Below are 15,988 nucleotides of genomic sequence, written 5' to 3' on the forward strand. Positions count from 1 at the left end.
TTTATTTCCATATACATATTGTATTTTCCACACATACGAAAAACCCTGTCTTTTAAACAGGGTTTAATAGCGAGAATGGCGACTTATATTCAATAATACACCTACTGCCATTAACATTAAGGTCAAACTTGATCCACCATAACTTAAAAATGGCAAAGTAATACCCGTAACAGGCATTAGTCCCGTTACAACACCAACATTAATCATTACTTGAATCGCAATCATCGCCACAATACCTACTGCTAAAAACGTACCATATAAATCTGGCGCTCCTAATGCTATACGAATCCCGCGCCATAGTAATAGACTAAATAATAATAACACAAATGAACCGCCAATAAAACCTAATTCCTCGGATAAAATTGCAAATATAAAGTCTGTTTGTGGTTCAGGTAAATAAAGAAATTTTTGTCTACTTTGCCCAAGTCCAAGCCCAAATAAACCACCAGGTCCAATTGCGAGTAACGATTGAATAATTTGAAATCCACTTCCGAGCGGATCCGACCACGGATCTAAATATGATGTGATGCGTTTCATTCGATATGGTGCTGATGCAATTAACCCTACAAATCCTGCTACACCAAGCAAACCAAACATTGCAAAATGAAAGACCCTTGCTCCCGAGATAAATATCATAATAATACATGTCCCAACCATTACCGTTCCCGTACCAAGATCTGGCTGTAACATAATCATCCCAAAAGCAAGAAATACAAAACTAAGAGCAGGTAGTAATCCACGTTTAAACGATGTAATTAACTTTTGTCGTTCCGCTAAAAATTTCGCTAAAAAAATAATCATCGCGAATTTCATAAACTCTGACGGTTGAATGGAAAATGCACCGATTCCAATCCAACTTCGTGCTCCCCCACGGACAAGACCTACTCCTGGAATTAGAACGAGAATAAGAAGAACGAAACAAACTAGCAAAATTACTTTTGAATATGTCCGCCACACCCAATAATCAATTTTCATGATAAAAAACATAGCCACTACACCAATACTCGCAAACAACAATTGTCTTTTTGCAAAAAAGAATGAATCCCCCATTTTATAAGAGGCCCAAACCGCACTCGCACTATAAACCATAATCATTCCGATTGTTAACAACGCAAGTGTAACGATAATAAGAATATAATCAGGCGTCTTCTTCATTAGCCATGAACACCACCTCTTTAGGCAGAATCTTTTGCCCTATGTAACAAAACATCAGTAGGTGTTAGCCTACTGATGTTTTGATTTACTTTATATAAGTTTATGCACAGCTTGTATAAAAATGTCTCCTCTTTCTTCAAATGTTTTAAATTGATCCCAGCTTGCACATGCTGGGGAAAGAAGAATTACATCGCCCTCTGTAGAATGAGCATAAGCTTTCACTACTGCTTCATCTAAAGTGTCGACACTTTCAATTATATCTAATCCCACTTTTTCTGCTGCTCTTACTAATTTTGGTGCTGTTTGTCCAAATGTTACAAGCGCTTTTACATTTTTGAAATATGGAATTAAATCATCGAATTCATTTCCACGATCAAGCCCACCTGCTAATAACACAATTGGTTGTGTAAACGCAGATAAAGCTTTCTCAGTCGCTAACATATTCGTCGCTTTTGAGTCATTATAAAACTTACGGTTGTTAATAGTTGTTACATATTCTAAACGATGTTTTACACCTGTAAAACGTTTTAACACAACCGTAATAGCTTCATTAGAAACACCTAATAGTTTCGCAATACTCATCGCAGCTAAAATATTCTCTAAATTATGCTGACCAGGTAAAACAATATCGCTTACTTCAACAACTTTTTCACCTTTGAAATAAAGAGCGTTATCTTTTATACACGCACCATCTTCATTTTCTTTCGCTGTCGAGAATAGTATTTTTTGACCTTTACTATAAGCAGATAAAGCCATCACATCTGCATCATCTGCATTTATTACACTATAATCGTTTTCTGTTTGGTTTTTAAAAATATTAGCTTTTGCTAAACCATATTCTTTCTTCGTCCCATGATAATCTAAGTGGGCCTCAAATAAGTTTAAAAACACAGCGATTTTAGGCTGGAACGATTCTACTCCCATCAGTTGGAACGATGAAAGTTCTGTAACTACAACTTCATTCTCTTTTGCATCCTGTGCTACTTCACAAGCTACAGTGCCTATGTTCCCTGCAATAATAGGATGCTTTCGTCCTTCTTTTAGCATTTCAAACGTAAGCATTGTCGTCGTCGTTTTACCGTTAGACCCCGTAATGCCAACAAATGGCGCTTCTGAAATACGGTATGCTAATTCAACTTCCGTAACGATTGGAATCTGCTTTTCTTTCGCAGCAACTAATATTGGGTTAGAATACGGAATCCCTGGATTTTTTACTACAAGAGAAATATTTCTCTCTAATAATTCCAAAGGATGCCCCCCGCATACAACGTCCATTCCTTTTGCTTGTAATTCTGCAGCAAGCGTATTTTCTGCTAAAGGCTTTCCGTCATTTACAATAACATTTGCCCCTAATTTTTGTAACAAGGTAGCTGCTGCATAACCACTTTTTGCAATGCCTAATACAAGAATATTTTTATTTTGAAATTCAGTTACAGTTTTCAATTACATCCACACCCCGATATAAATTCCTAACATAGCTAATAAAAATCCTACAGACCAAAACGTCACAACGACGCGCCATTCTGACCAACCACATAATTCATAATGATGGTGTAATGGACTCATTTTAAAGACACGCTTTCCGGTTGTTTTAAACGAAATGACTTGAATAATAACAGATAAAGTTTCCATTACGAATACTCCACCAATAATTACAAGTAACAATTCTTGTTTTAGTAAAATTGCTACAGCTGCGATCGCTCCACCTAAAGCTAAGGAACCCGTATCTCCCATAAATACTTTCGCTGGATTCGCATTGAATACTAAAAATCCAAGTACAGCTCCTACAACTGCCATACAGAATATTGCTACTCCGAATTGCTCTTGTGCCACAGCAATAATACTAAACGCTCCAAATGCAATAGCGGCTGTTCCCGATAATAAACCATCTAACCCATCAGTTAAGTTAACTGCATTCGACCCACCAATAAGCATAAATAATACAAGAACAAAATACGCCCAGCTTAGTTCAAACTTAACATCCGTCCCTGGAATCATAATGTATGTGTGAAATGCTTGCCCTTTTCCAATTAAAAAGAACGCAATTGCAATAATAAGCTGTCCTAGTAATTTTTGTTTCGATGTTAAACCAAGATTTCTTTTCTTAACTACCTTTATGTAGTCATCTAAAAAACCAATTAATCCATAACCAAATGTCACCAATAATAGTAACGAAACCTCTGCACCTAAATGATTAAACTTAATTGCCATAATTAAGGTCGTTACCATCATAGATACATATATGACAATACCACCCATCGTTGGTGTCCCTGATTTTTTTTGATGTGACTTCGGTCCCTCATCACGAATACTCTGTCCGAACTTTAATTTTCTTAAAAATGGAATAAACAGTGGCGAAAGGGCAACAGAAATTAAGAATGCTACCCCTGCCGTTACTAATAAACCTTGCTCAAGCACATGTAGTCCTCCTCTCACGTTGTTACTCTTCGCTGTTTAGACGCCCTGTAATTGCTTCTTTAGCAACTTCACGATCGTCAAAATGATGAACTTCTTTACCAATAATTTGATACGTTTCATGCCCTTTACCAGCAATAATAATAATATCTTCTGCTTTGGCTTTCGAAATAGCATAACGTATCGCTTCTTTTCGATCAACAATTACTTCATAATTATTCCCTTTTGCATCTTTTATCATATCATCTAGAATAGCCACTGGATCTTCGCTTCTTGGATTGTCTGATGTATAAATCGCTTGAGTTGCATATTCTACCGCGACACTTGCCATCACTGGCCTTTTCGTGCGATCTCTATCACCACCACAACCAACGATACAATACACATCACCGTTCGCAAACTGTTTCGCTGTTTTTAGAACGTTCTCTAAGCTATCAGGTGTATGTGCATAATCCACAATAACTGTGTAATTTTGCCCACCATCAACAACTTCAAAACGTCCAGGCACACCAGCAAGCTCTTTAATTACATCAATAATTGTTTGTAAGCTTACGCCCGAAACAAGCCCTGCTGCTGTAGCAGCCAACACATTGTATACATTAAACTTACCAATTAATTTCATCGTAACATCTACACTTTCATACGGTGTTACAAGTGTAAATGTCGTACCACCGCTCGTCATAACGATATCTTTAGCCATAATGTCACTTGAAACATCTATACCGTAAGTTACAACAGTTGCCGCTGTGCTTCTCATATACTCTTCCGTAACTGGATCATCGCTGTTCAATACAGCGTATTTTTTACGATTATGATTATAACTATTGCCAAGCTGTGCAAAAAGCAAGCCCTTCGCATGTTTATATTCTTCCATCGTTTTATGATAGTCTAAATGATCTTGTGTTAAATTCGTAAATACTGCAACATCATAATCGCATCCGTGTACACGCCCAAGATCTAAAGCATGAGACGAAACTTCCATTACTGTGCTATCTACACCTTGTTCAACCATTTTTGAAAACGTCTGTTGAAGTGTTAGTGCATCTGGTGTTGTATTTTTCACCTCAAATGTTTCATCACCGATTTTCATATTAATCGTTCCAATTAGCCCTGTTTTGTGACCATGTGCGCGCATAATTTCATCCATAATATGCGATGTTGTTGTCTTTCCATTTGTACCTGTAATACCGATTAAATGTAACTTGTGTGTTGGTTGACCATAAAAATAATCAGCTAAAACCGCTAACGAACGAAAAGTATTTTTCACAAGTACAACTGGAACGTCAACATCAATTGGTCTTTCCGCAACAATAGCAGCCGCTCCTTGTGCCGCTGCTTGCTTAGCAAAATTATGGCTATCAACCGTATACCCTTTCATACATACAAATAAGCTTCCTTCTTTCACTTTACGTGAATCAGCTTCAATAGATGTGATTTCTGGATTTTCTTTTGGAACAACTGGAAAATCATGCAAACATGATACAAGTGTATGCAACTTCATTTCACTAAACCCTCTCTACATTGTTTATTTATCTCTTTTTTAGTAAGCAACACATTACCTCCTAGTTAATTTAAATAGGAGGTACGTGCTACTATCGTCTAATACATAGACCTATTTATTAATGAGACACTTCCCGTCTCAAATTAAGTAACTCTTCTATAAAGAACTCACTTCCACCAATTGTACCATAAAACACATTATGTTACCTTTAATTCCCGAAGTAAATTCTAATTTTTGAGCCTTCTTTTACCTTGGCCCCAGCTTCTGGTGATTGTTTAATTACTTTCTCTCCATCTCCGCTTATATCTAGCTTCAAATCAACAAGTTGAGTTTGTAAATCTTTCTTTTTCATGCCAATTAAATTCGGAACTTCAACAGTTGGTGTGTCGCCCCATTTATATTCTTTCTCAACTTGTTCTTTTCTAGGTTTCACTCCCATAACAGGAAGTGCATCCCGAAGAATATTCCCAACAATTGGAGCCGCTACTACTCCACCAAATTGAGTGACTCCTTTTGGATTATCGACAGCTACATAAACAACAATTTGCGGATCATCCGCTGGAGCAAAACCAATAAAAGATACGATATAGTTATTCTCTAAATATTTACCATCTTTCACCTTTTGAGCAGTACCTGTTTTTCCACCTACACGATATCCGTCAATAAACGCACCTTTACCAGATCCCTTCGCTACAACATTCTCTAATGCATAACGAACTTTTTCTGAAGTTTCCTCGGAAATAACTTTCCTTTTATCAACAGGTGTTTTTTTACTAACAACTTGATTATTTTTCGGATCAATAAATTCCTTAGCTATATATGGTTGGTATAACGTTCCACCATTTACAGCCGCTGCTACAGCTGCTACTTGTTGAATTGGTGTAACAGAAACACCCTGCCCAAATGAGGTTGTTGCTTGCTCAACTGGACCAACTTTATCTAAATTAAATAAAATCCCACTACCTTCACCTTGCAAGTCGATTCCAGTCTTCTGTCCAAAGCCGAAGTTGCGAATGTATTTAAACAACCTGTCTTTACCAAGACGATCACCAAGTTCAATAAACCCTGGGTTACACGAGTTTTGAACGACTTCTAAAAACGTCTGGCTACCATGACCTCCAGCTTTCCAACATTTTAATCTGGCCCCACCAACTTCAGCTGCTCCATCATCATAAAACGTATCTTTCTCTAAGTCTACTAAATTTTCATTCAAAGCGGCCGCTAACGTAATAATCTTAAATGTTGAACCAGGCTCATACGTACTCCATACTGGTAAATTTCTATTATACACTTCTGGAGAAACACTTTGAAAATCTGCTGGATCAAAACTCGGTCGACTCGACATGCCTAAAATCTCACCATTTTTTGGATTCATTGCAATTGCAATCATACCGTCGGGATTATACGTTGACTCTGCGATATTCATTTCTCTTTCCATAATTCTCGTAATACGCGCATCAATTGTTAAGCCTAAGTTCAATCCAGCTTCTGGTTTTTTGAAATCATCACCAATATTAGGCATTCTTTGTCCTTTCGCATCTGCAAAAAAACGGACATGACCTTTATCACCATTCAGCTCTTTATCATAATATTTTTCTAACCCCATAAGACCTTGATTATCACTACCTGCAAACCCTAATACGTGTGATAAAAAATTCCCAAATGGATAGTACCGGATAGAATCCTCTGCAATATAAACTCCCTTTAAACTTAATCCTCGTACCTCTTTCGCTTTGTCATGCGATATTTTCCTGCCACCCTTATCTAATCTCACAATTGATTCCTTTTTTGTAACCCTCTTATAAATCTCGTCTTTTTCCACACCTAATACTGCAGCTAACTTCTCTGCAGTCTCTGCTGGTTTTTCAATTTGCCTCGGTACTACAAATACCGTTGGGGCACTTTTATTTGTGGCAAGTTCCACACCGTTTCGGTCTAAAATTTTCCCTCTTTCAGGCTCAAAAGTAATATTACGACTCCACGAATCTTTCGCGCGATCCGTTAACATATTCCCAAGAAAAAACTGTACATATCCAAGACGAATATCGATGATAGTGAAAATAAGTATACCTGATATAAGTATAAAAATAAGTCTTTTTCTAACCGTTACATTTGATACACGCATATTGGAACAAGCCTCCCTTACGCCTAGCTTGTTCCAATATATGCTTGTACTTATTTAATTAGAACTCCTTGCTTCTTACCATTATGGTTTTTCTGCTTCTTGTTGCGGTTCAAGTGGTGGCACTAGTGTTACACCTAATTCTGTACCCGGTTGCAGTAACGTTCCTTCTGCTACACTTTGTTCAGTTACGTATCCGGTACCAGAAGGTTTTAAGTTAAGCTGTAATGTTTTCGCCAAATTCATAACATCACGCAGTGCCCACCCTTGTATATTTGGCATTGTTGGCTTATCTCCCACTAAGAAGACTCGATCGCCTTTTAATGTTTGTTCAGTTGCTTTTGGTACTTGTTGCTGCACTTTTCCTTCACCTAGTATGATTGGACGGAGTTTTGCTTTTTCAATTGCTTTCCCCGCTTCAGCCATCGTTTTACCAGTTACATCCGGAACAGCAGTTTGTTGCTCTTTTAAATGTTTCTTCGGATCTTTCACTTCATTTGGCTTTATCTTTAAATACTCTAAACTATTTTTTGTTACATATTTAAAAATATCAGCTAACGGCTGTGCACCGTTCTCATCATCTTTCAATTTCGGCTGTTTAACAGCTACATACACAACAAGTTGCGGATCGTCCATCGGCGCCATCCCTAAGAATGAGAATATATAATTCTCTCTCCCTGTCATATAGCCACCTTTTCCATCCGGAATTTGCGCTGTCCCTGTTTTACCACCAACTGAATATCCATCGACTTTATAAGCAGTTCCTGTTCCTTTCGGAGATGTAACAACACGTTCTAACAACTGTCTTACTTGCGCTGCTGTTTCTTTTGTAACAGGCTTTCCTACTTCTTCTGGTTTATGCTCTAATTTTACTTCCCCTGTTATCGGATCTACAATTTTGTCAATCGCATATGGTTTCATCATTTTCCCATCATTTGCAATTGACGTTGCAGCTTGTACAAGCTGAATTGGCGTTACAGTAGACCCTTGTCCAAAAGCCGTTGTTACTTGCTGTATTTGCTGATCAAATAAAATTGTATTAGAACCTTCACCAGGTAAATCAATATTTGTTTTCTCATCTAGCCCAAAAGCATTAATATATTTACGGAAACGTTCTGGACCAAGTTTTTGATCACCTAAAATAGCAAACGCTACGTTTGAAGATCTCTCTACCCCTTCATCGAAGGTAATAGAGCCCCAGCCAGCACCGCCATTATGATCTTTTATTTTCCGGTTTCCAACTTGATATGTACCAGACTGATAATAATCTTGTCCTTTGTACACACCTTCATTAATAGCTGCCGCTAATGTGAAAATTTTCATTGTTGACCCCGGTTCAAATGCATTTGAAATCGCATCATTGAAGAAATATTTAATTTGACGATCATTAGGATCATAACTAGGTTTAGTAGACATCGCTAATATTTTTCCAGTTTTCGGATCCGCAACAATCCCTATTAAACTTTCTGGATTATATTGTTTACTCGCCGCTTTCATCGCATCTTCTAAATAACTTTGAACCCGTTGATCCATTGTTAAATACACGTTATCTCCATTTTTTGGTGCCTCTACGTTCACTTTGCCACCATCAAGAGATACACCTTTACGATCGCCTGTATATGCTACCTTTCCGTTAGAAGCGCTTAAATATTTATCCAAACTTTTTTCTAAGCCAAATTGTCCCACCGAAGTTCCCTTTTCATTTGGTTTCGCATGACCTATGACGTAAGACGCAAAATCACCGTTTGGATACACTCTTGCATTTTCTGTAATAAAAGATATTCCCGGCAAATTCAATGCCTCTATTTGTTTCTTCTGTTCTCTCGTCAAATCCTTGCCTAGTGTTCCAAATTCGACTTGACTTCTGCCTTCCTTATTTAATGCAGCTAAAATATCCTCTTCGCCTTTTCCTAGTACTCCCGCAATTTTCTTTGCAGTATCCTCTTTATTCTCAACAGGTTTCGCACCTTTTAATTCAGCTACAAGTTTATAAGAGTTTGCATCTTGCGCTAACACATGACCATTTTGGTCATAAATCGTTCCTCGATTCGCTTCGAGAACTCCTGTTTTACTATGTTTTTGCCTAGCAAGTTCATCCAAATCCTGATTATGCACTGTTCCTGTCGCTTGTATGTAAAAAAATCGGGCTAATAACAGCAAAAAGAGCAGGAGGAAAAATATCATAAAATAACCTGCTCCTTTATTGGTATGAAATTTAGTCATATTTTTCTTCATCTTTCCTTCACACCTATTGCCTTACTTGAGGCCTTTCACATTATTCGCATTAATTTCTAGCCCATGTTTTTTTGCAACTTCAGCGATTCGTTCATAGCGACTTAGCTTCTCTACTTCAGCCTGCAATTCTTGATTTTCTTTTTGCTGCTGTACAATTTTTTCTTCGATCGTCGCTGCTTCTACATTAACTTGATAAAGCCCTGCTTTATTCCCAATAAACGCTACACAGGCATACAATAAAAAGCCAATAAACGCTACATACATCAGTTTTTCGACCCTTGTAATCTTTGCTTTAACCTTCGGCTTAACCATCTGCTGTGGGGGCGTTTGAATTTGTACCTCTTCTTGCGCTTGTTGTTTGTACTTTACAGCTAAATTAGTCATACCTCTCTCTCCTTTTTATCGTTTTTCAGCGATTCTCAACTTCGCAGAACGCGCTCGATTATTTTCTTCCAGCTCTATATCAGAAGGTAAAATCGGTTTTCTTGTAATAAGCTTTAATTTCGGCTTAAATTCATCTGGGATAATTGGTAACCCTGGCGGCAATGGCGGCGTTGTACTATTTCGCTTAAATGTTGTTTTACAAATACGGTCTTCTAATGAATGGAATGTTATAACACTAACTCTTCCACCAGGCTTGACCATCTCAATAGCAGATTCCAACGCTTCTTCAAATACTTTCAATTCATCATTTACAGCAATACGGATTGCCTGGAAAACTCGCTTCGCAGGATGTCCACCAGTTCTACGCGCAGGAGCCGGAATACCTTCTTTTATTAGTTCCACTAATTCTCCTGTCGTTTCAATAGCTTTATTTTCACGATACGCTTCAATTTTTCTTGCTATTTGCTTTGAAAATTTCTCTTCACCATACTGGAAGAAAATTCTTACGAGTTGTTCATATGACCAGCTATTTATAACATCATATGCTGTTAATGGGGCATCTTGATCCATCCGCATATCTAACGGTGCATCATGATGATAACTAAAGCCTCGCTCTGGTGTATCTAATTGTGGGGATGAAACACCTAAATCGAATAAAATACCGTCTACCTCTGTTATGCCTAATTCCTGTAGTTTTTCAGATAAGTAACGGAAATTGCTCTTTACCGTTATAAACTGCTCACCGTATGAAGAAAATTTTTCTTTTGCATTTTGAATCGCTATCTCATCTTGATCAAAAGCAATTAATTTTCCCCCATCAGTCAATTGGGATAATAAATAAGAACTATGTCCTCCTCCCCCCAGTGTACAATCTACATATGTACCATCTGGCTTTATATCTAAGCCGTCTACTGTTTCTTTCAAAAGTACTGTTACGTGTTTAAACATTGTTGCACCTACTCTTTTTCCAATTAATTTATGTTAAATGTATTTCTTCCTCTAAACGTATTTCTCACGATCAGAGAACGAAATACTACTAAAGAACGACTCAGTTAACTTACCAACAAAGGCAGCATACTATACAAATCGCTATTTTCTTTTATTATATACTAAATTTTATCATTTTTTGCGGGAATTTAAATAAAAAACTGTCGAAAAAGAGAATAATACGTTTACATTTTGTGTGATTTTGTCATATATTTAAGTATCCTACATATATACAATCTCTACCAGCTATAAAATGATAATTCAGAAAAATTTCACTTCACAGTAAATTCAACAGAATAAAAATAAAATCCTGCTCCAAAGAGCAAGATTCTATAGTTTTATAACATGATGTTTTCCATCCCAAGAAAATGAATTCTCCATCACTCGATCAACGAAATCCAAACCGAACTGATTTAAATAATAACATACATTCCACACGCGCTCTTGCGGAGCTCCTAATGGACGAATTGCACATTGTATACGGCGGAATTTATTTAGTTGAACTTCATGTTTTTTCTCAACATTTCTTTTCAACATTCTTTCTAACAGTTCAATTTGTTCATTAATTTTCAGCTCATTCTTCCCTGCGAACTCACTTAATCCTGGATCTATTTTTTTCACAAACTGTTGTAATGATGTATGAATATCAATAATTTCTTTTTTCGCCTCTACAAATCGATTATCGATTGGTTCCTCTATTTGATCAGACAACCAGTTTTCACGTAATTTATCCACATCATGTAAAAACGGATCATTTTCTTGCAACTGTAAATCATTTAAATCTGTCGCTATATCTCTCTCTATATAAGTCATTGTAAGACGAGGAACGACAGGCGACATTTGGAAACCAACAGTATGGAATACTTGTTGCAGTTCACTCCAATAAGCTATCTCCCCTGGACCTCCAATAAACGCTAGCGTAGGAAATACATACTCTTGCATAAGAGGACGTGTTACAACATTATTACTAAAACGCTCTGGACTTCTCTCCAACTCTTCAATCAATTCTTCATATGAAAAAGAATGTGTCCCATCTTTTCCGACAAACTTTCCTTGATTGTCTTCAAGCAGCACTCGCTCATTATCGATTTCCATGAATATATGCACTGCATTAGACTTTGTTTCAATAATTGGTTTATACCCTAATTCTTTAATTACTTCCTGCTGATTGTGAAGCCCCTCTTGCACTTCTTTATACTTGCTTATAATACGTTTGAAGAATGGAACCTCTAACTTCCTTAATTCAGGATGATGCGAATCAACAAGAATTAAACCAGAATTAGCAAACATTTTTGTAATAAGGTAAGCAAAGAAATCTACATACGTATTCGATTTATTCAAAGCATCATCTACAAATCGTAATACATCCTTTGTAAAATTCGTTTCTGGGTATGTTTTAAAAATCTCTTCCATCCATTTTCTACAATCTTCAACAGACAGTTCAGACTCAGAAGCACTCGCCTTTTTCGGATTACGGTCATGAAAAATAGTCTTTTTTATTTTTTTATTTTTCGTTACAAAAGTATGATTAATCTCATCCATATCATGATCTTCACCAGCAATCCAGAATACAGGAACGACTTTAACGCCTAAACTTTCTTCCTTTTCCTTTGCAAGCTGTAAAATTGAAATAACTTTATGAATTGTATAAAGCGGTCCAGTTAATAACCCCGCTTGTTGTCCAGCTATAACAACATATGTATTTTCATCTCCAAGCGCTTTTACATTTTGAATTGTAGATTCTCCCGCTTGCAATTTTGTATTATATTCTAATAAATGCGCTACTAACTCTTGGCGGAAAAACTTCCTTTCACGCAAATCATGTAAACGTTGTTTAAAAGCAACTTCTGTTAACATATAATCAAAACACGACTGTATCTCTTTTTTACCCTTCATATAGTCCGCTACAATACCTTGTTGCGGAACAGAGATTTCGTTTATCTCCATATAATTCTTCCTTTCGTATCCAGTTCTCTCACCAATCCACATTGTAGTCAATGTTTCACGTAAAAGCAAAGAATAACACTTATTCTTTTACTTCTAATCCTTTTATTGCATCGAACAAAAATTGAAGTGTCGGAACTGGTCGTTGCTGTTTCTTAGCTTCCTCTAACACATATCCAACAATCGCATCGATTTCCGTTTGTCTATTCGCTCTTACATCTGCTAGCATAGATGATGTATTATGAGACGTTCTTTCACATATACCTCGTACCATTTCCCATACCATTTCTTGTTCTTCACTAACAAGAAATGCAACTTCCCTAAATACTTGCTCCATCATTTGATAAAAAAAAGGATTCGTAATTAACTCACCGTTCTGAACCCGCAATAACGCTGTCAATGGATTAATACATACATTTACTACTAATTTTTTGTACATAATACCTTTCCAATCAGCCTCTATTTGAATTGGAAAATGAGCAAAAGGAAAATAATCGAATACTTTTTTAAAATATAAAGATGGACCGCGCACTACCCCAAACTTCGTTATACCTATTCCAGTATGATGGACCGTATACCTTTCTTCTTTTTTCGCACCGTGTTCTACAATACCAACAGCTATATTCTCATTCCTTATTTTCTGTATAGCATGAAGATGCGACATTCCGTTTTGCAAAAAGATTAATGATGATTCTCCTTGCACAAACGGTAATATGTCATTTATATGGTATTGCTTCACAGCAATAAATGTATAATCTAACTTCTGATCTAACATATATTCTATCGGTAAAATGGATGGAAATACCGTTTCACGTTTCCCATCTCTAATACAAGTTACACCTGTTTTATTCAATTCTTCAGCCTGCTTAGCCGTCCTTGTAAACAACGTGACATCTTGATTACTTTTTTGTAAATAAAATGTATATAATAGACCAATAGCACCTGATCCTACAATTCCAATTTTCATTTTCACCCAAGGAATTCATATTAAATTTCCTTGCCTTCCCTCCCTTTATATCTTTCTAATTCACATGCATACATCCTACGCTTGCACTGACTCCTAACAGATAAATGCAACCTCTTCTTTCACTATGTATATACTACCTATTAACGTGCTTCTATTCTTAGTTTAGCAAATCCTCAAAAAAATAATAAAAGAAATATACTATCTTCTTCATAAAAATAAAAAAATAAGTTATAATATTATTATAAATATTTTTACTTTTCTGGATTCAACAAGATAAGAAAAGGATGTGATGTAATGGGATTCCCAAAAGTTGAGCGCTTGCTCATCAATTATAAAACATTAGATGAATTTAAAAAATTTAAAGGTTGCGGAGCTCTAGAACTATCTATGTTGGAAGAGTTACAAGCAAACATTATTGAAAACAATAGCGAATCACCATTTTATGGTATTTATTATGGCGGATCACTAATCGCACGTATGAGTCTATATATGAAAAGGGATGGTGGCGAACCATTTGAAATTACTGGCCCTTACCTAGAACTTTATAAACTTGAAGTGTTACCAACTTTTCAAAAACAAGGATTTGGACAAATGCTTGTGAATTATGCAAAACAACTACAGTTCCCAGTTAAAACGATAGCACGTATCCATTCGGCTGGTTTTTGGGATAAATTAAATTTCCAACCTGTATCAGTAACTAATGGTGATTTTTATATTTGGCATCCAGAAACAAATATGAATGCGATTACAAACGAGGAATCTGCATAAGAAATAAAAAAACAGCTGCGTAACAGCTGTTTTTATTTCTTTAACTTCTCTAACTTTCCATTCGAACGAACACTATTTCTTTCCGCTACCATTACACTTCTTTTTTGATCGATATAATCAAGTAATGTTCTATACTCTTCCTCATATACTGATAATCGCTCTAGAAGTCGTTCTCTCTCTGTTTGTAGCGATTCAACTTGTTTTTGCAACACCATTAAAGAGTTTTCATCTTTATAATTTTGCAAGAAATCAATAACATCATTCAGTGTAATTGACGTAGGCTCTAATACCTCCGTCTCTTTCACTTCATAATTTTCTACTTTACGAAGTTGTTTCGCTTCTTCAATACGTTCTTTATATTGCTTTCTCACGTAAGAATTCCATCTAAATCCACATGCTGCTGGTGTACGAGACAAATGTCTTCCCACTTCTTTAAAGGCAGAAAGTTGCGTTCCACCTTCTTGAATATGCCGGAGTACTACTTCTGCCAGAAGCAAATCTTCATCATCAGTCCAAGCATCTTGTCTTGTTGTCGCCATCTCTCTAGTCCTCCCTATGCATTTTTTATTAAGCATATGCAGTTACTAGAAAAGATAGAATACAACAACTAAAGAATAAAACAAAAAAAATAAACGCAGAAGATATCTTCTACGTTTATTTTCCCGCAATTACTTGCTGATTACTTCTTTACCTTTGTAAGTACCGCATGCTTTACATACACGGTGAGCTAATTTCGCTTCACCACAGCTTGGGCACTCTACCATACCAGGTACTGATAATTTGAAATGCGTACGACGCTTTCTTTTTACTGTTTTAGAAGTTCTTCTAAAAGGTACAGCCATTCTTCCCACCTCCTTAAAAGAAATAATTATTTTCATATGAAGGCCTAAACCAGTCTTCCGATTATTTGTCAAAAAACTTTGCAAGTCCTGCCAATCTTGGATCAACAGCCTTTTCTTTGTTTTCTTCCGAAATCACTTGCCAGTCTTGACCTTGCATCGGTGCTCCACCAGAAACATCATCACTGAAAATTTGCATTGGAATCTCCAAAAGTATATTTTCCTTGATTACGGGCAGTAAGTCAAGTACTTCTCCTTCTAAACAATGAATTTCAGCTTCTGTTTCAAACTCTTCTTCTGAAGTTTGGAACACCTCAGTTGTTTTAATGTCAAATGGTAATGTCACATCTACTAAAGAGCGAGAACATGGTAAAACCATGCTTCCAGTTATATGTAGATGGAACGTAAACTTCCCGGAGCCAAAATCAACTCTTCCTGTTACATGAACAGGATTAATTTCACGAATATCTTTCTCGACCTCTTTTAGCTCACTTACATCTACCATCTCATCCAATGTCAATCCTTTATTTCTCAATTTATTCAATTGATGGATGGACCATTTCATATCATATCACCTCAAGGCAACAAACAAAATTATAGCTAGCCATTTTATATTTGTCAATGTTTTTTCTTTACACTATAATGAAGTCATCATAGTAAATAATATATAG

General features: G+C 36.4%; 14 protein-coding genes. 1 reads left to right on the forward strand and 13 read right to left on the reverse strand.

Features of this window, described 5'->3' with window-relative positions:
- Nucleotides 1-63 precede the first annotated feature (63 nt).
- From spoVE to panE, 10 genes are all read right to left on the reverse strand, one after another.
- Nucleotides 64-1,155, reverse strand: a complete 1,092-nt coding sequence (gene spoVE, locus JDS95_RS04010) for a stage V sporulation protein E (protein ID WP_000753526.1) — start codon at nucleotides 1,153-1,155, stop codon at nucleotides 64-66.
- 90 nt (nucleotides 1,156-1,245) lie between these two features.
- Nucleotides 1,246-2,598: a UDP-N-acetylmuramoyl-L-alanine--D-glutamate ligase gene (murD, locus tag JDS95_RS04015; RefSeq protein ID WP_000860109.1), complete on the reverse strand. Its 1,353-nt coding sequence runs from the start codon at nucleotides 2,596-2,598 to the stop codon at nucleotides 1,246-1,248.
- Entirely contained in the window at nucleotides 2,599-3,573 is a 975-nt protein-coding gene (gene mraY / locus JDS95_RS04020; protein ID WP_000893065.1) for a phospho-N-acetylmuramoyl-pentapeptide-transferase, read from the reverse strand. It lies immediately after the preceding gene.
- Between the two features lie 22 nt (nucleotides 3,574-3,595).
- Entirely contained in the window at nucleotides 3,596-5,071 is a 1,476-nt protein-coding gene (locus JDS95_RS04025; protein WP_000766324.1) for a UDP-N-acetylmuramoyl-L-alanyl-D-glutamate--2,6-diaminopimelate ligase, read from the reverse strand.
- 208 nt (nucleotides 5,072-5,279) lie between these two features.
- Nucleotides 5,280-7,196, reverse strand: coding sequence for a stage V sporulation protein D (locus JDS95_RS04030; RefSeq protein ID WP_001266240.1), 1,917 nt, complete (start codon nucleotides 7,194-7,196; stop codon nucleotides 5,280-5,282).
- Nucleotides 7,197-7,277: 81 nt separating this feature from the next.
- Entirely contained in the window at nucleotides 7,278-9,428 is a 2,151-nt protein-coding gene (locus JDS95_RS04035; RefSeq protein WP_000739952.1) for a penicillin-binding protein, read from the reverse strand.
- Between the two features lie 21 nt (nucleotides 9,429-9,449).
- Nucleotides 9,450-9,812 carry a cell division protein FtsL gene (gene ftsL, locus JDS95_RS04040; RefSeq protein ID WP_000182809.1) on the reverse strand — a complete coding sequence of 121 codons (363 nt, stop codon included), beginning with the start codon at nucleotides 9,810-9,812 and terminating at the stop codon, nucleotides 9,450-9,452.
- Nucleotides 9,813-9,827: 15 nt separating this feature from the next.
- A complete protein-coding gene (gene rsmH, locus JDS95_RS04045; RefSeq protein ID WP_000472505.1) occupies nucleotides 9,828-10,760 on the reverse strand; it encodes a 16S rRNA (cytosine(1402)-N(4))-methyltransferase RsmH in 933 nt (310 codons plus the stop codon).
- A 369-nt stretch (nucleotides 10,761-11,129) separates the two neighbouring features.
- A complete protein-coding gene (gene bshC / locus JDS95_RS04050) occupies nucleotides 11,130-12,746 on the reverse strand; it encodes a bacillithiol biosynthesis cysteine-adding enzyme BshC (protein ID WP_085450625.1) in 1,617 nt (538 codons plus the stop codon).
- A 79-nt stretch (nucleotides 12,747-12,825) separates the two neighbouring features.
- Nucleotides 12,826-13,710 carry a 2-dehydropantoate 2-reductase gene (panE, locus tag JDS95_RS04055; RefSeq protein WP_033661358.1) on the reverse strand — a complete coding sequence of 295 codons (885 nt, stop codon included), beginning with the start codon at nucleotides 13,708-13,710 and terminating at the stop codon, nucleotides 12,826-12,828.
- Between the two features lie 294 nt (nucleotides 13,711-14,004).
- On the opposite strand from panE, the gene JDS95_RS04060 reads away from it, so the two are divergent.
- The gene (locus JDS95_RS04060) at nucleotides 14,005-14,478 is read left to right on the forward strand and encodes an N-acetyltransferase (RefSeq protein WP_000506686.1); all 474 of its coding nucleotides are present in this window, start codon (nucleotides 14,005-14,007) and stop codon (nucleotides 14,476-14,478) included.
- A gap of 32 nt (nucleotides 14,479-14,510) precedes the next feature.
- Here the strand turns inward: JDS95_RS04060 and JDS95_RS04065 are convergent, their stop codons facing one another.
- The 3 genes from JDS95_RS04065 to JDS95_RS04075 all read right to left on the reverse strand — a co-directional run bounded on the left by JDS95_RS04065 (nucleotide 14,511) and on the right by JDS95_RS04075 (nucleotide 15,882).
- On the reverse strand, nucleotides 14,511-15,017 hold the full coding sequence (locus JDS95_RS04065; protein ID WP_000246458.1) for an RsfA family transcriptional regulator: 507 nt from the start codon (nucleotides 15,015-15,017) through the stop codon (nucleotides 14,511-14,513).
- 129 nt (nucleotides 15,018-15,146) lie between these two features.
- Nucleotides 15,147-15,320: a 50S ribosomal protein L32 gene (gene rpmF / locus JDS95_RS04070; RefSeq protein WP_001984764.1), complete on the reverse strand. Its 174-nt coding sequence runs from the start codon at nucleotides 15,318-15,320 to the stop codon at nucleotides 15,147-15,149.
- A 61-nt stretch (nucleotides 15,321-15,381) separates the two neighbouring features.
- Entirely contained in the window at nucleotides 15,382-15,882 is a 501-nt protein-coding gene (locus JDS95_RS04075) for a YceD family protein (RefSeq protein ID WP_000872142.1), read from the reverse strand.
- Between the last annotated feature and the right edge of the window lie 106 nt (nucleotides 15,883-15,988).

This window comes from Bacillus cereus group sp. N24, from assembly GCF_016483345.1.
Lineage (GTDB): Bacteria > Bacillota > Bacilli > Bacillales > Bacillaceae_G > Bacillus_A > Bacillus_A toyonensis.